This window comes from Pseudoduganella sp. S-14 (assembly GCF_049913285.1).
Lineage (GTDB): Bacteria > Pseudomonadota > Gammaproteobacteria > Burkholderiales > Burkholderiaceae_D > Rugamonas.
In genome coordinates this window covers 3,624,554-3,641,981 of the sequence record NZ_CP183991.1, presented here as the reverse complement: position 1 = coordinate 3,641,981, position 17,428 = coordinate 3,624,554, and the positions used below count along the sequence as shown (strand labels likewise).

The 17,428-nt window shown below is 65.3% G+C and carries 15 protein-coding genes; 7 read left to right on the top strand and 8 right to left on the bottom strand.

The genetic code is table 11. The annotated features are described in order from the left end of the window. The first annotated feature begins 86 nt into the window (after window positions 1-86). From ACN9MZ_RS16580 to ACN9MZ_RS16570, 3 genes are read left to right on the top strand one after another with little or no spacing between them, the layout of a single operon-like run. Window positions 87-494 (top strand): c-type cytochrome, encoded by a 408-nt coding sequence (locus ACN9MZ_RS16580; RefSeq protein WP_426338080.1) that lies wholly within the window; start codon window positions 87-89, stop codon window positions 492-494. Beyond that, a complete protein-coding gene (locus ACN9MZ_RS16575; protein ID WP_426338079.1) occupies window positions 491-1,444 on the top strand; it encodes a c-type cytochrome in 954 nt (317 codons plus the stop codon). The genes ACN9MZ_RS16580 and ACN9MZ_RS16575 overlap by 4 nt, the downstream gene beginning before the upstream one ends. After that, window positions 1,441-3,912, top strand: a complete 2,472-nt coding sequence (locus tag ACN9MZ_RS16570; protein ID WP_426338078.1) for a cbb3-type cytochrome c oxidase subunit I — start codon at window positions 1,441-1,443, stop codon at window positions 3,910-3,912. The genes ACN9MZ_RS16575 and ACN9MZ_RS16570 overlap by 4 nt, the downstream gene beginning before the upstream one ends. Here the strand turns inward: ACN9MZ_RS16570 and ACN9MZ_RS16565 are convergent. Continuing rightward, a complete protein-coding gene (locus ACN9MZ_RS16565; protein WP_426161725.1) occupies window positions 3,909-4,658 on the bottom strand; it encodes a DUF481 domain-containing protein in 750 nt (249 codons plus the stop codon). The genes ACN9MZ_RS16570 and ACN9MZ_RS16565 overlap by 4 nt on opposite strands. Before the next feature lie 12 nt (window positions 4,659-4,670). Beyond that, window positions 4,671-5,132, bottom strand: a complete 462-nt coding sequence (locus ACN9MZ_RS16560; protein ID WP_426161724.1) for an Lrp/AsnC family transcriptional regulator — start codon at window positions 5,130-5,132, stop codon at window positions 4,671-4,673. A gap of 96 nt (window positions 5,133-5,228) precedes the next feature. Between ACN9MZ_RS16560 and ACN9MZ_RS16555 the strand changes: the two genes are divergently transcribed. Beyond that, on the top strand, window positions 5,229-5,492 hold the full coding sequence (locus tag ACN9MZ_RS16555) for a hypothetical protein (protein ID WP_426338077.1): 264 nt from the start codon (window positions 5,229-5,231) through the stop codon (window positions 5,490-5,492). Here ACN9MZ_RS16555 and ACN9MZ_RS16550 read toward each other — a convergent pair. The 3 genes from ACN9MZ_RS16550 to ACN9MZ_RS16540 are packed head-to-tail and all read right to left on the bottom strand — an operon-like array spanning window position 5,477 to window position 10,969. Beyond that, the gene (locus tag ACN9MZ_RS16550) at window positions 5,477-6,808 is read right to left on the bottom strand and encodes an NCS2 family permease (RefSeq protein ID WP_426338076.1); all 1,332 of its coding nucleotides are present in this window, start codon (window positions 6,806-6,808) and stop codon (window positions 5,477-5,479) included. The genes ACN9MZ_RS16555 and ACN9MZ_RS16550 overlap by 16 nt on opposite strands. 4 nt (window positions 6,809-6,812) lie before the next feature. Then, window positions 6,813-8,477, bottom strand: coding sequence for a phytase (locus tag ACN9MZ_RS16545; protein ID WP_426338075.1), 1,665 nt, complete (start codon window positions 8,475-8,477; stop codon window positions 6,813-6,815). Then, window positions 8,477-10,969, bottom strand: coding sequence for a TonB-dependent receptor (locus ACN9MZ_RS16540; protein WP_426338074.1), 2,493 nt, complete (start codon window positions 10,967-10,969; stop codon window positions 8,477-8,479). Before ACN9MZ_RS16540 ends, ACN9MZ_RS16545 begins: the two co-directional genes overlap by 1 nt. 133 nt (window positions 10,970-11,102) lie before the next feature. Between ACN9MZ_RS16540 and ACN9MZ_RS16535 the strand changes: the two genes are divergently transcribed. Continuing rightward, window positions 11,103-11,999, top strand: coding sequence for a GGDEF domain-containing protein (locus ACN9MZ_RS16535; protein WP_426338073.1), 897 nt, complete (start codon window positions 11,103-11,105; stop codon window positions 11,997-11,999). Next, entirely contained in the window at window positions 11,996-13,012 is a 1,017-nt protein-coding gene (locus ACN9MZ_RS16530) for an AraC family transcriptional regulator ligand-binding domain-containing protein (RefSeq protein ID WP_426338072.1), read from the top strand. Before ACN9MZ_RS16535 ends, ACN9MZ_RS16530 begins: the two co-directional genes overlap by 4 nt. Here ACN9MZ_RS16530 and ACN9MZ_RS16525 read toward each other — a convergent pair. Together ACN9MZ_RS16525 and ACN9MZ_RS16520 are read right to left on the bottom strand one after the other, a co-directional pair. Next, entirely contained in the window at window positions 13,009-14,142 is a 1,134-nt protein-coding gene (locus tag ACN9MZ_RS16525) for a hypothetical protein (protein ID WP_426338071.1), read from the bottom strand. The genes ACN9MZ_RS16530 and ACN9MZ_RS16525 overlap by 4 nt on opposite strands. A 266-nt stretch (window positions 14,143-14,408) precedes the next feature. Beyond that, window positions 14,409-14,645 (bottom strand): hypothetical protein, encoded by a 237-nt coding sequence (locus ACN9MZ_RS16520; protein WP_426342985.1) that lies wholly within the window; start codon window positions 14,643-14,645, stop codon window positions 14,409-14,411. Between the two features lie 22 nt (window positions 14,646-14,667). Between ACN9MZ_RS16520 and ACN9MZ_RS16515 the strand changes: the two genes are divergently transcribed. Next, window positions 14,668-15,048 carry a LysR substrate-binding domain-containing protein gene (locus ACN9MZ_RS16515; protein ID WP_426338070.1) on the top strand — a complete coding sequence of 127 codons (381 nt, stop codon included), beginning with the start codon at window positions 14,668-14,670 and terminating at the stop codon, window positions 15,046-15,048. On the opposite strand, the gene ACN9MZ_RS16510 is transcribed toward ACN9MZ_RS16515, so the two are convergent. Then, window positions 15,045-17,420 carry a diguanylate cyclase domain-containing protein gene (locus tag ACN9MZ_RS16510; protein ID WP_426338069.1) on the bottom strand — a complete coding sequence of 792 codons (2,376 nt, stop codon included), beginning with the start codon at window positions 17,418-17,420 and terminating at the stop codon, window positions 15,045-15,047. The genes ACN9MZ_RS16515 and ACN9MZ_RS16510 overlap by 4 nt on opposite strands. Window positions 17,421-17,428: the final 8 nt, after the last annotated feature.

The window sequence follows — 17,428 nt, the reverse complement described above, 5'->3', positions numbered from 1 at the left end:
GCAATAAGGCGACGCACAATCGGAAAAAGGGCGATGATGTCTTGAGCAAATTATAGGGATCGGCAGCGGGAAGGCAGGGACGATTCGTGCAAGCAATCACTGTGCGTTTGCGGAAAAATGGGCGCACGCGTCGCGCATGCGTGGCAGCCTTGCTCTTGCCGCTCGCTTTGTGCGCTTGCCAGCCGCGCAAGCCCTCTCCACCGGCCGGCGAGGGCGGCGACGCGCGGCGCGGCAAGGCACTGCTGGCGCAATTCCAGTGCGGCAGCTGCCATCACATTCCAGACGTGGAATCTGCACGCGGCAAGGCGGCGCCGTCTCTCGCCGAGTTCGGGCTGCGCAGCTATATTGCGGGGCGCTGGCCGAACCGGCAGGCCGACCTGGTGCGCTGGATTTCGGCCCCGCGCAGCATGGACCCCGCGACCATGATGCCGGACATGGGCGTTTCCCCGGAAGATGCGCGCCACATGGCGGCTTATCTTTACTCGCTGCAATGACGCCGGCGCTGCAATCGGTCCTGTCGCCTGCTGGGCCGGATGCGGCGCTGCTTAGCCGTTTCAGCTGGCTGTTGTTCGGCTCGGGGGCGGCGCTATTCCTGCTCGTTGCAGTGCTTGTTCTCGCAAGCGTCGTGCACAAGCGAGGAAGGTCCTGGTCGCGCCGGCTGGTGGTCGGCGGCGGGCTGCTGCTGCCGCTGCCGTTGCTGCTGGCGTTCATGGTCTGGTCGGGGTGGCAAGCCTCGCTCCTGGCGTGGCCTTTTTCAGGGACCCGTATCCAGGTGACCATCACGGCGCATATGTGGTGGTGGGAGGTTCGCTACCGTGACACGGTGAGCGGGAGGGAGGCGATGCTGGCGAACGAACTGCGGCTGCCGGTGGGAGAGCGGGTCTATCTCGCGCTGGCGTCGGCAGACGTGTTGCATGCCTTCTGGGTGCCGGCGCTGGCCGGCAAGGTGGACATGGTGCCGGGCCGCATCCATGGCCTTGCGCTGCGTGCCGGGGCTGAAGGCCGCTACCGGGGGCAGTGCGCCGAATATTGCGGCACGCAGCATGCAGTCATGGCGCTTGATGTCCTGGCAGTCACGCCCGAGCAATTCGACGCCTGGCTGGCACACCAGGCTGCACCAGCTGCCCGCCCGCCGCGTGCAGCAATGATGCAGGCGGGCGAGCGCGAAATCCCACACCGCGGGCGCGAGGTGTTCCTGGCCGCGCGCTGCAATGCCTGCCATACGGTGCGAGGAATCGCGGAAGGTGGGAAGTCGGGCCCGGACTTGACGCACCTCGCTAGCCGCCGCCACCTTGCAGCCGGGGCGCTGCCAATGAGCCGTGCCGGCCTGCTTGGATGGATCGTCAACCCCCAGTCTGCCAAACCCGGTGCCCGCATGCCGCCCAGCAGCCTGTCGCCCGACGAGCTGCAAGCCCTGGCAAACTGGCTGGAGACGCTGGAATGAACCCTCCTCGACGTTCCCCCAACAGCCTGCCGCGCCCGCCGGGCGAATACGAAGCGCTGGAGCGCGCATGGCGCAAACCGGGTGGCTGGCGCGCCCTGACCGCCGTCAACAATACACGCATTGGCCGCCTGTACCTGGCGACCGCGTTTGCCTTCTTCCTGTTCGCAGGCGTCCTTGCGCTGGCAATGCGGCTGCAACTGGCAGTCCCAGGCAATGACCTGCTGGCGCCAGGAATCTATAACCAGTTCTTCACCATGCACGGCACGGTAATGATGTTCCTGTTCGCCATTCCTATGGTGGAAGCCATTGCCGTCTTCCTGCTGCCAGGCATGCTGGGGGCCCGGGACCTGCCGTTCCCGCGCCTGTCCGCCTACGCCTATTGGGCGTACGCTTTCGGCGGCGCAGGCTTTATCGTGACGCTGGCCTTCGGGCTTGCCCCCGATGGCGGCTGGTTCATGTATCCGCCCCTGACCGGCAAGGAATATTCGCCAGGACTCAACGCGGATTTCTGGCTGCTCGGCATCGGATTCATAGAAATTTCGGCGATCGCCGGTGCCATCGAACTGATTATCGGCATCCTGTTCACCCGCACCCCCGGGATGACACTGGCGCGCATCCCCGTGTTTGCCTGGTCGATGCTGGTGGTGGCTGCGATGGTGGTCTTCGCCTTTCCTCCGTTGATTGCGGGAACGGCCCTGCTGGAACTGGAACGGGCCTACGACTGGCCGTTCTTCATTCCTGCGCGCGGCGGCGACCCGGTCTTGTGGCAGCACCTGTTCTGGTTCTTCGGGCATCCGGAGGTGTACATCATTTTCCTCCCTGCTGCGGGCATGGTGTCGTCCATGCTGCCGGCGCTGGTGCGAACCCCGCTGGTGGCTCGCCGGGCGGTGATTTTCTCGCTGGTGGCCGTGGGAGCCCTGAGTTTCGCCTTGTGGATGCACCATATGTTCACCGCCGGCCTTGGCCAGTTCGAAACCACGCTGGTGTCGGCCGCCAGCATGGCCATCGCAGTCCCTACGGCGGTGCAGGTGTTCGCCTGGATCGCAACGCTTTGGCGGGGCAGGGTGCAGTTGAACGCGCCGACGCTATTCGTCCTTGGTTTCCTGCTGGTCTTTGTCCTGGGCGGCCTGACAGGCGTGATGGTTGCCGCCGTGCCATTCGACTGGCAGGCGCATGACAGCTACTTCATTGTCGCCCACCTCCATTACGTCCTGGTCGGGGGACTGGTATTCCCGATGTTGGCAGGCGCCTATTTCTGGGTTCCGCTGTTCAACGGGCACCGCATGTCCGAGGCCTGGGCGCGCTGGGTTTTTGGCCTGGTGTTCGCGGGTACCAATGTGGCGTTCTTCCCGATGCACGCATCGGGCCTGCTGGGCATGCCGCGCCGGATTTACACCTATGGATCGGAAATGGGCTGGGCAGGTTTGAACATGGCCAGCACGGTCGGTGCCTTGCTGCTGGCCGGCGGCGTGGCACTGTTCACCATCGATCTGGTGCGAACGCTGCGGCGACCGCAACGGACCCACGGCGATCCCTGGCGAGCGAGCTCGCTGGAATGGCTGCCACAGGACGAATATGCGACCCGCAGCCAGCCGGACGTTCGCTCGGCGGAGCCGTTGTGGCGGCAGCCGCTGCTCGTGCAGGAAGTTGAAACCGGCATGCATTGGCTACCGGGGAGCGCGACCGGCATGCGCGAGACGCTGGTGACCGGTTGGCGCGATGCAAGGCCCAGGTATTTGCTGGTGCTGCCGGGCGACAGCTGGCTGCCATTCCTTTGCGCGCTTGGGACCGCGGGCTTCTTCCTCTTGATGACGGTGCAGCAAACCATCGCTGCGTGGCTGTTCGGCGCACTGGCCATTGCCACGCTGGTGGCCTGGCTGTGGCAGGCAGACCGGCCGCTGCCACCGCAGGCTACTGTCGCAGAAGGGGTCGAATTGCCGATCGGCGCCCAAGGGCGGGCATCGCATTCCTGGTGGGCGACCTGGGTGCTGGTCGTCGTGGATGCGGCAATTTTCGCCTCGCTGGCCTTCACCTTCTTGCACTTGTCGATGCGCCTGGAGGTTTGCCCGCCGCCTGGCGCGCACTTGCCGGTCGCCCCCTGGCCGTGGCTGCAGGCTGCCTTCCTGGCGGCCAGTTCCCTCTTGGCCGGGTGGAGTTCACGCCGCCCGGCCCAGGGGTGGCCGATGTTGGCAGCTGGCGCATGCCTGTTCGCCGCGTTTGCATGTGATCTGGATGCACACCGGCAAGCGGGACTTGCCCCGTCGCGCGATGCGTGGAGTGCAGCGGTTGCCGCGCTACTGGCTTACCAGGGACTGCATGTTGCCGTGCTGGCGCCGGCAGCGGCGTACGTTGCGGCTCGGGGGAAATTGCGGGCAGCCAGCCGCGCCACGCTGGATAACACTATCCTGCTGTGGCACTGCGCTGTTTTGCAGGCGCTGGCGGGCCTGGTTTTACTTCGGCTGGTTTAGAACGAGTAGACCAGCGTGACCGACGTCTGGGTGTCGGTGTTCTGCTTGTCGATCGGCACGGTGGAGTCGTTGATGGCGCTGAAGGCGGCCTTCATGTGCATCGACCCGTTGATCCGGGCGCTGAGCGAAGTCTCGGAAGTGGAGTGAGTGTTCCACGAAGCGCGTTCCACTGTCAGCATTTGCGCGAACGTGGCATTGTCGCTGAGCTTCCAGCGGAAGGCGGCGCGGCCGCGCAGCACCAGGCCGCGATCCTCTTCCCCATTCGCGCGCGTGGCCCTGAAGAAGCCCGGACCGGCTTCCATGTCGAGGGTCTTGTCATCGCTCTGGTAAACGCGGAAGCCGTGACCGACACCGACGCTGGCGCTGCGGGTATAGGCGCCGAACCGGTCTTCCGAGAAGCCTGCCAGCACGAACAGGGTGGAATTTTCTTCCAGCAGCTTGTAGCCGGCCTTGGCGCCGAACTGGTAGCGTTCAGCCGAGCGTTGCTTGGATTCCTCGCCATTGACGCGGGCGCGGTCTTCCTTGAAGTAGCCGTTGCCGGTGTACTCGTTGCTCCAGCGGAGGGTGTCTTGCAGGATTTCGAACCTGCCGGTGACGGAAGTACCGGCGGTATTGCCGCTGGTGCTGATGGCGCCGATTTCGGCGGACAGCATGACATTGCCAGTGTGCTCAACTTCGTTATCTTCTGCCAGTGCGTTGCCTGCGGCCATGCCGGAGGCGAAAATCAGGGGTATCAGGTATTTCATGACTGAATTCTATCAGGGCTCTACGGAATGTGCCCGCTTCAGGCAGCGCAACACGAAAGTCGAGCGGCTGTGGCGGATGCCGGGCAGTTTATACAATTTCCGGCGCAGGAATTCTTCGTAGCCCGCGGTGCCGGCCACCGCGACCTTGATCAGGTAGTCATATTCGCCCGTTAGCAGGTAGGCTTCCATCACTTCCGGAAGGTCGGCCAGCGCCAGGCCGAATTTGTGCAGCATGTCGTCGTCATGGCGATCCAGGGTGACCTCGATGATGACGGTGTCCGGCAGGCCCAGGGCCTGCTGGTTGAGCAGCGCAGTATACCCTTCAATGACGCCGCGCTCCTCCATCGCCTTGACCCGGTTCCAGCAAGGCGTGGTGGACAGGCCCACGGTTTCGGCCAACCTGGTGTTGCTTAACCGTCCATCGCGCCGGAGTTCTCGCAGGATTTTCCGGTCCATCTCATCAAGGTGTTCCATGAATTCGTTGAAATGAAGAAGATTCTTCCATTTTACATGGAAAACAAGGCAAACTTCAGATGCCTATTCCGGCGCGCCAGCCGGATAATCTTCCACATGAATACCGAACAGAGAACTTTCCGCTTGCGCCTCGACCGTTGCTCCGCCATGGATGCTGCGGAAGCAGTGCTGGCGACCTTGCGCCGCGGCGGCGTCCAGCTCCATGCGATGCGCATGACGCCGGGCGTGCACGGCATGAACCTTGACCTGGATGTGGCAGCCGAGGGCGAAGATGCCCTCGTGCTGGCCCGGATGCGCCTGTGTAACCTGATCGGCGTGTTGAAGATTCGCGTGCAGTCGCGTGCTTACGCCCCGATATAGGCGTACTTGAAACTGAAGACGATGGCGATCACCCACACGATCGGCTTGACTTCGCGGAAGCGGCCGGTCAGCAGCTTGAGGGCTGCATAGGTGATGAAGCCGAAGGCGATGCCGTGCGCGATGGAATAAGTGAAGGGGATCAGCAAGGCGGTAATCGCTGCCGGTATGCACTCGGTGGTTTCGTTCCAGTCGAAGTCGCCGAGGTCGCGCAGCATCAGGCAGGCAACGAACAACAGCGCGGGCGCGGTTGCATAAGGCGGCACCACGCCAGCCAGCGGGGCAATGAACAACGCCGCCAGGAACAGCAGTGCGACCACCAGCGCAGTGAGCCCGGTGCGCCCGCCCGCCTGCACGCCCGAGGCGCTTTCCAGGTAGGCGGTGGTGCTGGAAGTGCCGAGCATGGAGCCCGCCACAATGGCGGTGCTGTCGGCCAGCAGGGCCTTGTTCAGGCGCTCCATCTTGCCGCTGACCAGCAGGCCGGCCCGGCTGGCGACGCCCATCAGGGTGCCGGTGGCATCGAACAGTTCGACCAGGAAGAACACCAGGACTACGTTCAACACGCCCACCCCCAGCGCGCCGGGGACGTCCAGCTTGAGGAAAGTCGCGTCCAGCGATGGCGGCGCCGAGAAAACGCCACGGAACTGGTTTCCGGCAAAGAAGAAGCTCAATACGGTGACAGTCATGATGCCGATCAGGATTGCCCCTTTGACTTTCAGCCGGTCCAGCGTGACGATGAGCAGGAAGCCGACGACGGCCAGCAGTGCTGGCGGCTGGTGCAGGTCGCCCACCGTGACCATCGTGTTCGGGTTGGCCATCACGATGCCGGCGCTCTTCAGCGCGATCAGGCCGAGGAACAGGCCCAGGCCCACGGTGATCGCAATGCGCAGCGAGCGGGGAATGCCGTTGACAATGGCTTCCCGCAGTCCAAGCAGGCTGACAATCAGGAACAGGCAGCCGGAGATGAAGACAGCACCCAATGCGACCGGCCATTTGATGCCCATGCCGAGCACCACGGCGTAGGCGAAGTAGGCGTTCAGGCCCATGCCAGGCGCCATGCCGATCGGGTAGTTGGCGTACAAGGCCATGATCGCCGTGCCCACAGCTGCGGCGAGGCAGGTGGCGACGAAGACTGCTTCTTTCGGTAAGCCGGCGTCGCCGAGGATGGCGGGGTTGACGAAGATGATATACGCCATGGTCAGGAAGGTGGTGATCCCTGCCACCACTTCCGTTCGCACATCGCTGCCGGCTTCCTTGAGTTTGAATAGTTTTTCTGCGATCGACACAACTGCTCCCCGGTTTTGACTACCGGGGAGCATACCACTACAGCAAGCCCAGTGCGCGTGCGATATCGTCCCACGCTACATACTTGAAGTTCTGGGGACCGTCCGGCAGGCGCTTGTAACCGTCCTGTACTACCAACATGCCGCGCGTGAAGGGGCCGCCCAGGTTGGCGGAGGTGATATCCAGGCCGTCGGTCTCGGAAGCGCCGTCAATGCCGGCTTCCGGGTCGATGCCGATGCGGAAGCTGCCGCGGATGCGGTGCGGTGCTGCGGCATCGGCCACCACATAGCTGTTGCTGCCCTGGCTGGAAACCACCAGATAGCTGGCGTTGGCGCCGTGATAGATGGCCATTCCTTCAACGTCGGCGCGCAGCGGACCGCCGACCGGCAGGACCAGTCTGGGTTCGGCCTGGGCGTCGGCGCGGGCGTCGATGGACCACACGCCCCGCTTCTCTTCGCCTGCAAACAAGCGGCCATTGCGGTCGTCGGCCACGCAGCCTTCCGGTTGGGTAAGCAGTTTGAATCGGCGCACCTCGGTGGCTGAAAAGACCCCGCCTCGCCGGCCGATGCGGTATTGCAGGTAGCTGCCATTCTTGTCGTTGACGAACGCCTCCAGGCCGCCGCTGGCCGGCTGGTACAGGCAGATGCCGTAAATGCGCTCCAGCGGCGTCGGGAAGCGGGCCGCTTCCGCCACCATGCCGGCGCTGTCGATGGTGTACAGGACGAGCGCGTTTTCGTCGCGCTGCGTGGCGGCGGCGAGATCGTAGCGCTGACCGTCGAGCATGACGTCCTGTCGCAGGTCGACGTTGTTCAGGCGGCCCGATTCGAGCAGCTGCAACTGGCGGCCGTGAAGGTCGTAGACGTGCAGGCCCTGTTTCTTGTTCGTGCCCAGCACGCGGGCCTGGCCGGGATGCCGGCGGTCGATCCAGATTGCCGGGTCGTCGGCGGCGTCGCCCAGGCGCGGCATGCTTTCGGTCTGCACCTGCGGTTGCACGATAACGGCTGGCGGCAAGCTGCCCTGCAGCGCGATTGTGCGGCGGGGCTTGCCGTTCCGGTCGAGGAGAGTGACGCCGCCAGGAACCGCGGCCAGGCGATATGTCGCCGGCTCGGTGGCTTTCGCAGCGTTGCGCGTGCTGTCGCCTGGCGCTATGTTGATGGCGAGCGCGCGGCGGCCTGGCGGGGCCTCGGCGTCGGCGTTGTAGGACCAGACGCCGAGGTATTTCTCGACTACTATCAGGCTGGCGCTGGCGTCGTGAACCAGGCATTGCTCGCTGCGCGGCGGCAGCGCGAGCTTGCGCACAAGCTGTGGACGCCCGTGCAGCAGCCATTGCTCCGCCTGGCCGTCCTTGCCTGCGAGGAAGGCGTAGAGCAGGCCCTGGCGATCGCGGTAGAGGCAGGCTGCTTCCGGCGCGATCGCGGCGCCGTCGAGGATGGCGGCGGTGGCCAGGGTCCCCGCGGCCGTATCGACGGATACCGCCATGGCGCGTTCGGTGTTGGCGTCGACGACCAGGGCAGTGCCGTTGCGATAGTCCAGATGGCGGCCGCGCAGTGCGATCGTGGCACGTTCGGCGCCGTCCGCTGCGCGCAGGTGCAGGCCTTGTTTATCGAGTGCGAGCGCAGCTCCGCCGGGCAGGGCGACCGTTTCGGCTGCAGTTGCCGGCAAGGCGCAGGCCAGCAAGAAAGGCATCAAGGACAGGCTGCGCATCAGAACACGCTCGCTTTCAGGCCCAGTTTATAAGTACGGCCATATTGCTCGAATTGCGCGTTATGTGACTTCACTCCCTGGTAGACGTAGTATTTCTCGTTATTCAGGTTGGCGACGTCGAAGCTCAGCTGGACGCCTTTGAGCAACTGCCAGGACAGGGAAAAGTCGACCTGCTTCTGCGTATCGACAATGCGGTCCTGCGCGCCGTTGAGGATATCCGCGCCCAGTTCCAGCAGGTAGGGCGACTTGTAGTTCAAGGCGATGCGGGTACTGACTGGTCCGGCTTCGTAGCCGAGCATCAGGTTCATGACGCGATCGGACTGGCCCGGCATGGAGATGCGGCGGCCGGCCAAGGCGCCGGCCTTGGCGTCGAAACGCGCGATATTGGCGCGCGCATCGCTCAAGGCGCCGTTGACGCCGACCAGCAAGCCGTTGAACGGCGCCGGCAGCATGCGCAGCGGCTGCTGCCAGGACAATTCGATGCCCTTCACCTTAGCCGCGTCGCCGTTGGCATAGGTGGTGGCGCTGGCATAGCCTGCCCACGGCCCGCTGCCGGCAAGATTGGTCGTGTAGGTGAAGTCCTTGATGTCCTTGTAGAACAGGTAGGCCGACATCGCACCGTCGTTGCCGATCACGCGTTCCACACCAAGGTCGAGGTTGTGCGATTTGAGCGGATCCAGGTCGGGATTGCCGATGGTGGCTTCGGTGGCGCTGGCCAGCGCAATCCCTGGGGCCAATTGGCTGAAGTTGGCCCGGACCACGGAATTGGTCCAGGCGGCGCGCAAGCTGGTGTCGCGGTCGAGGTCATAGCGCAGTTGCAGCGATGGCAGCCAGTTGGTGTAGGAGCGGCTGCGTTGGAGCGGCGTGGCGCTGCTTCCGCTGGTGCGTACGCCGGCGGCGTCGAAGGCCGTGCGTTCGGCGCGCACGCCGGCCAGCAGGCGCCAGTCGCCTTGCGACAGGGTGTCCTGGAAGTAGGCGGAATCAATGTCTTCATTCAGGGTGAAGTCGTTGATGGCTGACTCGCTGGCGAGGCGCGCTGCGTTGCGGTCCAGCCCCGCGACGCGGGCGCGGATGGCGGCCGGGTCGAGCGCCGCGCCAACCTGGCCAAACGGATAGTCAAGCTGGTGGCCCTGGGCGAACGACGCCATGGAAAGGGTGCCGGGTATCGCCTTGCTGCCGTAGCTCCACTGGTTCGTGTCGTTGGTTTTTTCGCGGCGGCTGGCCTTGGCGCCGAACTTCATGGCGGAACGCATCTCGCCCAGCGCAAATTCGCGGCCGAGGTCAAACTTGAAATGGTGCTCCGCGTCTTTCGAGTAGCGTTGTTGCAAGGTGATCGCGTTCAGGCTGTAGCTGGCGGGATCGAAGGCCGTTGCCGGGGCCTTCAGCGTTGGGCGCTCGCTGTTGGTAAAGCTGATTTCCTTGAAATTGGCGGTGCCGCGGAAGCGGCCGTCATTCAGCGCTTCCGGCGTGTCTTCGTCGGCTTGGCTGCGGCCGGCCTGCACGTCAAGCTGCCAGGCGCCGAGTTTTTGCTGGGTGCCGAAGACGGCCGACTGGATTTCCTGGGTATATTTACGCTGGCGGATGCGGCGCTCCAGGCGGCCGCTGGCCGGCACGCCTTCAGTCAGGGCGCCGCCGCTGACGTTGCTGATCGTGAGACGGTCGCGTACTTCGTCGTCGCTGAAGCGGCTCAGGAAGCTGCGCAGGAACCAGCTGTTGCCCGCCGCCGGGCGGTAATCCAGGTTCAGCGCGGCGGCACGGCGCTCGCGCACCGGCAGGTAATCGCGCAGCTCGAAACCCGTCAGGCGCTCGCCATCCCACGCGCCGCCCGTTTCCACGTTGTCGGAACCGAACTTGCGCTTTTCGCCGCTCAAGCCCACCGCCACGCCGAACCTGCCATCGGCAAAGCGGCTGGCCCACAGCATGCCGGCGCTGGGGCCGTTGTTGACGGTGTTCTGATCGCGGGAGGCTGCCGCGTTCACCGTCAGCAGCGCGCCAGGCAGGTCGAAGGCGGACAGCGTCTTCACTTCGACGGTGCCGCCGAGCGAGCTGGCGTCCTGCTCCGGCGCCAGGGTCTTGCTGACTTCCAGTAAGCGGATAAGTCCCGACGGCAGCACGTCGAGCGCCACGGCGCGGCGGCTGGCTTCCGGGGAAGGCACCAGGGCGCCGTTGATGGCGACGGCATTCAGGTCCGGCCCCAGGCCGCGCACGGTGATGTAGCGGCCTTCGCCCTGGTCGCGCTGCACCGAAACGCCGGGCAGGCGCGCCAGTGCCTCGGCGGCATTCTTGTCAGGAAGGTTGCCGATGTCGTCGCTGCTCAGGACGTTGATGATATTGTCGGCCTTGTCTTGCGCGGCAATGGATTTGGCCAATACGGCGCGCTGGCCGGTAATGACAACGCTGGCGCCGGCCAGGGAAGCGTCCGCGGCATCGGAGGCGATGGCATTGGACAGGGCAAGCACGCCGGCGGCAAGGGCGGTCAATTGGGTTTTCATGTGCATTCAGTCCGAGTGGAGAATGCAGCGGATTATGTGAAGGGCGGATGACAAGCTGGTTACGCGGCAGTGAGCTGAAATGACCCTGCGCCTGTCATGCGCCGGTCACAAGGCGTGGCTAAGCTGCGCGGTTATGCTGAAACTCCATCGACATTCCCTGCTGGCCGCGGCAATGGCCGTGATCGCATGCCTGCTGCTGTATGCCAGCTCAGGCGAGACCAAGCCTTTCAGCGCCTGGCGCTGGATGGACATCATTGCCGAAGGCGGCATGGCGGCCGTGGCCGGACTTTGGTTCCTGATGACCTTGAGCAGCCGGCCGGGCGGCCTGGTGACGCGCCTGCTGGCCGGCGGGCTCGCGGCGATCATGCTGGGCTCCTGGGCCGACTGCCTTGACGAATTTTTCCGCATCGACAAGGCGGCGGCCTGGGATAACTGGCTCGAAGCCCTGGTGCCATTCGGCATGCTGGTGCTGACGGCTGGCATCTACTACTGGCGCCACGAGCAGTTCATGCTGAACGACCACTTGGCCAAGCGCGAGCGCCTGTTTCGCCAGCACCGCGCCTTCGACCGGGTGACGCAACTGGCGGATGCGGCCTATTTGAGGCAGCAGATCCGGCTCGAACAGGAGCGCGATCCGTTCGGCCAGTGCGCGCTGGTCCTGCTGGATATCGACGGCTTCCACCGCATCAACCGCGAACACGGGCCGCGCGAAGGCGACCGCGTGCTGCAAGCGGTCGGGCATATGCTGCTGCTTAACCTGCGCAATGAAGACCTGCTGTGCCGCTATGCAGGCGATCGCTTTGCGCTGCTGTTGCCGGGCACCGGCGATGCCGAGGCGCTGGACGTGGCGCGGCACTTGTGCGGCATGGTGGCAATGATGCGCCACCATGGGCCGCAAGGCCCGCTGCCGGTCAGCCTGCGCTTTGCCAGCGAACCGGCGCAGGGCGAGGCGGATGCTTTGCTGGCGCGCCTGTCGGCCGCGATCGACGGCCCCGGCCTGGCCTTGCCGCAAGCGATGCCTGCGCTGTGATCCGCTACTCGCTGCCAGGGGAGGCGACCATTCCCGCGCGCGGCTTGCCGTGGCATTTTCACGACTACGCCCTGCAACGGGAGGTACAGCCGGCTGCGATCGCACGCGGCACGGGAATGCCGGGAGACGGCGGCCCGCCCTTGCCAGGAGCGCTGGTCAGCCCGCAGCAATGCCTGCAACTGCTCGCAAATATCCTGCGCGAGCTGGATAGCCCGGAAGCCAGCTTCATGCTCGGCCAGCATTTGTTGCCCGGTACAGAGCCCGCGCTATCGGACGCTTTGCGGCGCGCGGCGTCGCTGCAGCACGCGCTGGAAATCCTGTGCCAGTGGCCGTCGCGCCTGTTGCCCTTGTTGCGTCCACGCCTGCACGTCGCCGGCGGCCAACTGGTGCTGTACTGGGTTGACAGCCAGGGCGCGCCGGGCCTGCGCGCCGCCCTGGTGGAAATGCATATGACGGCTGTGGTCTCGCTGGCGCGCTGGCTGGGCGGACGCCGCCTGCCGTGGCGGTTTTGCTTCAACCGCGCCCGTCCACGCCACATCGAGCAGCATGAGGTACACCTCGGCGGCGAACTGCGTTTCGATTGCCAGCTTGATGCGATGCTGCTGGATGCCGCCTCGCTGACGCAGGCTTGGCCGGAGGCGGCCCCCGATGCCTGTGTCGCCTCGCTGGCCGCTGCAAGCGCGCTGGACGCCACACCCAGCCTGACCGATGCCCTGTACGATTACCTGTTGGCAGAAATTCGCTGCAACCCGACGCTTGAAGGGGCCAGTGCGGCCTTCGGCGTCAGCCCGGCCACCCTGAAGCGCCACCTTGCGCGCTACGGAACGCATTTCGTGGCGGAGCTGGACCAGGTGCGCACCCATGTGGCGCTGCACCTGTTCCAGTCGCGGCACGCCGACAATGAAGCGGTGGCGGACTACCTGGGCTTCCACGATGCGGCGAATTTCCGGCGTTCGTTCAAGCGCTGGACCGGACTGACGCCGACCTTGCTGCGGGCTTCGCTGGCGTCCTAGGCCAGTGCAAACAACTGGGAATAGATGCGGGTGGCCATCAGGCCCAATGGCTGGTGGTGGACGGCGGGACCCATATGGCGAGCCAGCAGGTTCATTGCCTCGCCTTTCCCGCTGCACGCTGCGATCTGGGCTTCCAGCAGGCCCAGGTCGCTGGTGATGGTTTCCCATGCGTGTTCATCGCCATCGAATCGGTGGCGCAGGATGGGGCGCGCTTCGGCTGGCGCCGGCGCCGCTTCGGCCGCTTCGCCAGCGTTTGCGGCCGGTGCGGCGAAGATGGCGGCGCTGCCGTTGGCTACAGGCGGGTCTTGCGGCGCGCCGTCTTCGGGCGTGGCAGGCAGGGTTTGTAGGCCGATGCGGCCCAGGGCGTAGCCCAGCTCGACTTGCTGGAGGAATTGCCGCGCGTTCTCCGGCGCCTGGCCCAGCATGGCGCGCAATACGTTCAGGACAAGCGTGTCGGAAGGCGGCGGTGGCGGCAGGACGATGCCCAGTTCGGCCAGCTCGTGCAGGATTGACGGCTGGGCGGCGGGCTGGTCGGCTACCGCCAGCTGATAGCCCAGCAGCTCGGGAAGACAGCGCTCGCCAGCACTGGCGAGGGCCAGGCGGATGGCGCCTTGCACAAAACCACTGTCCTCCAGGTCCTGCCAGGTGCTGCAGGCCTGCACCGCGAGCACCTGTCGCACCTGCGCAACATGGTTGGCGGCCGGCACGCCTTTGCCAAGGTAATCGAGGTAGAGCTTGACCAGCGGCATATAGGCCGCTTGGCGCCAATGGTCGAGCACACTATGCAGCCAGGCGCCTTCGACCAGCAAGCCGGGCGCCTGCACGCAAAGGAACCGGCGCGCCTGGGCTAGCGTGGCGAAATGGCGGCGCGGGCCGCCTTGCTGCCGTCCTTGCTGGTACTGCCGGAATTCTTCCGCGCGATTGCGGCTGCGCAGTTCAAGCCACTCTTCCAGCTCTTGCAGGCCGCCGCTCCAGGCGGGCGGCAGGGCCGCTGCCTCCGCCAGGCGGCGCTGCAGATAGGCCGTCGCAGCGGCACGGTCGGGCGCTTCGCGCAGCAGCAGGTACAGCTGCTGCGAAGGACCGCTCGTTGCGGCCTGGGGGCTACGGCTGAGTGGAAGTGTGGTCATCATGTCAACCAGTATCCAAGTGCAAGGCAGTGTTTCCAAGCAGAGAGAAGCGCGCCGCCATGTCGGACCAGTCTTACAGCGTCGTGTAAAATCAGCCGCCATTGGCAAAACACAGGATCGCACATGCTTGACGCAATGTCGATGGACGGAGTTTTTCCGCGGCAGGACGCAAGCTGCAAGGGGCGCAATCGGTGCTCAGCCAGACCCTCGCCAATCGCGAAACGCAAGTGGGCTTTCCCCTGTTCGCGCGCAGCGGTCGCTATCCCCGTTTAACTGAGCAGGGCCGTGCCTTGCTGGATTCGGCGCGGGCTGCCGCCAGCAGCATGGATGGCTTCAAGGCCAAGGCGCGCACGCTGGCCGAGGGACTGGAGGCGGAGCTGTCGGTCGCGGTCGACGTGATGCTCCCGATCGCGCGCCTGACCGAGGCGGTAGGCCGCTTTCACCGGGAAATCCCGGGCACGCCGCTGCGTCTGGACGTCGAAGCGCTGGGTGCCGTGCCCGCTCAAGCGGCGCTGCCGGCTGGCAGTCGTGGGTTCTTATCCCGACGTGCCGCCAGAGTACGACACGGATTTCCTGTTCGAGGTGCCGGTGGCCGCGGCCGGCTATCCGCTCGCCGTCTTGCCGGCGCCGATTGCGCAGCGAGGCGGCGCGCCACGTGCCATTGATCTTGAGCGACCGCTCGGCGCTGACCTCGGCGTCAAGCATGCCTTTCTGCACGCGGGCCTGGGTTGGGGGGGCATGCCGCGCCATATTGTGCAAGACGAGTTGGCTAGCGGCGCGCTGGTCGAGTTGTCGCTGGAAGCGAGCCCGGTGCTGGGCCATGCTTTCTCGATGTATGCGTGCTGGCGCAAGGATGCGCCGCCAGGTCCGGCCGGGCGCCGCTTCATCGAGCTGCTGCGTCAGTTCTAGGGCGGCGAGACTACGGCTTCGGGCAGCCCGCGGCCGTTGTCGATGGTGAAGCCGTTGCGGCCGCGCCGCTTGGTGTCGTACAGGGCCATGTCGGCTCGCCCGATCAGGCCTCCCGCAGTTTCGGTGCCGCCGGCATAAAGCGCAATGCCGATGCTGGTGGTAACGCGCAACGGGGCGCCCAGCACGGTGAAGTCGGGCGCCACCGCCGCCATGACTTTTTCGGCCAGCAGCCGCACTTCGTCCGGATGGCGGATATTTTCGAACACGATCACGAATTCGTCGCCCGCCAGGCGGGCGGCGGTATCGGTGGTGCGCACGCTGCCCGACAGGCGCAGCGCGAACTCCTTCAACACTTCGTCGCCGCCGGCGTGCCCCAGGCTGTCGTTGATATGCTTGAAGTTGTCGATATCAAGGTAGGCCAGCGCCATCTGGCTGTCCTGGCGGCGTACGCGTTCGATGGCCTGGTCCAGCACATCTTCGAACTGGCGCCGGTTGGGAATGCCGGTCAGCGGGTCGCGCCGCGCCTGGCGCAGCAGCTCCGCTTCCACCTCGCGGCTGCGGGTGACGTCGGTGGTCAGGGCGTAGACGAAGGGCACGCTGCCATCCTTGCGCACATCGGGCACGAAAGTGGTTTCCAGCACGCGCGGCTCGCCATGCAGGCGGGCAGTCGATTCGTATTCGGTCACTTCGCCGCCAAAGGCGCGGTCCAGCCAGGGACGGGCTTGCTGGTAGGCCGCTTCGCCGCTCACGCTGGACATGGGGCGGCCGGGCAGGGTATCGGGATCGGTGTCCAGCCAGCGCCGGTAGGTGGCGTTGCCGAATTGCAGGACATGCTCGCGGTCGATGGCGCTGATCATCACCGGCAGGTGGTCGGCGATCAGCCGCAGGCGCTTTTCGCTGGCGGCCTGCGCCAGTTCGGCAGTCTTGCGTTCGGTGATGTCGGTGCACATCATATAGAAGCCGGGCACGCTGCCATCGGGCGCCAGGTCGGGCACCAGCTCGGTCATCAGGTGCAGGTGGCGTTCCAGTTCCTCGCCGGGACGCTCGACGTGGATGCGGCGGCCGGCCAGCACGATCTCGAAGCAATCTTTCCAGCGCTCGAAGGGGGCGGCCCCGAATACTTCGTCGAACCGCTTGCCGACCATGGCGCGCGGATCGAGGCCGAGCAGGAACCGGTAATGCTCGTTGGTGAAGCGGAAGCGCAGCTCGCGGTCGATATAGGCCACCAGGGCCGGGATATTGTCGGCAATCACGCGCGCCCGCTTTTCGCTTTCAGCCAGCCGCTCCTGCGCCGCCTGGCGTTCGGCCGTCAATTCATACAGCGCTTCGCTGAGCTCCCCGATCTCATCCTTGCCGCCGCTGCGCAGCAGGCTGATTTCGCCGCCACGGTTGCGGATGGCATGCAAGTTGGCGCGCAGCCTTTGCAGCGGCGACAGCAGTCCCTTGATCATCAGCCAGCTCAGGACCCCGGCCACGGCGGCAAAGGCGGTCGCCGCCAGCGCGGCCTGTTGCCGCATGCTGATCATGGGCGCGAACGCTTCGGCAGTCGGATAGCGCGCCGCCACGATCCAGTTGGTGGAATTCAGGCGCTTGTACGAATAGATGCCGTCGACGCCGTCCTTGTTGGTCGCTTCCATCCAGCCCTCAAAGCCGTCGAGGGCGCGCTGGGTGCCAAGGTTGAGGCCGGGCCGCGCATTGATATGCTCGAGCAGGCGCGCCTTGTTGGGATGGTTCACCAGCAGTCCCTCGGTGGTCATGATGAACATGAAGCCGGTCTTGCCCGGCTTCATGGCATTGAAATGATGGAAGAAGTCGGAGTTCAGCAAATCGATGCTTCCCACCAGGACCACCTGCACGTCGCCGCCGCTATCGACGATGGGATGGGTCAGCACGACCACCGGCAAGCTGGACACGCGTCCGCGCAGGGGCGGTGATATGATGGCCCGCTTTTGCGCCAGGGTCTGGGTGAAATAGGACCGGTCGGCAACCTGGGGATTGTCCTGCTGCGGAGCCCGCAGGCTGGTCAGGAACCTGCCGCTGCTGTCGAAGGCAGCCACGTTGGCAAATTCGGCCGAGGCCGCTGCGTGGCGTTCGATCGCGGCGTGGATGGCGGCTGGCGTGCGCTGGCTGGCCGGGATGGCGTCGGCAATCGAGGCCAGCAGCAAACGCTTGGTGGCCAGTTGTTCGTCGATATGCGCGGCGGCCACCGACAGGAGGCTGAACTGTTGCTGGCCGATCACGCTTTTCATGTCCCGTGCCGACATCGACAGCGCCAGCCAGGTCACGATGGTCGTCGCCGCAAGCACGAACAAGATCACCACGCAGGTCATGCGCGCGCGCAAGCTCTGTGGTAACAGTCGGTAGAGGGCCATGGCTTAGT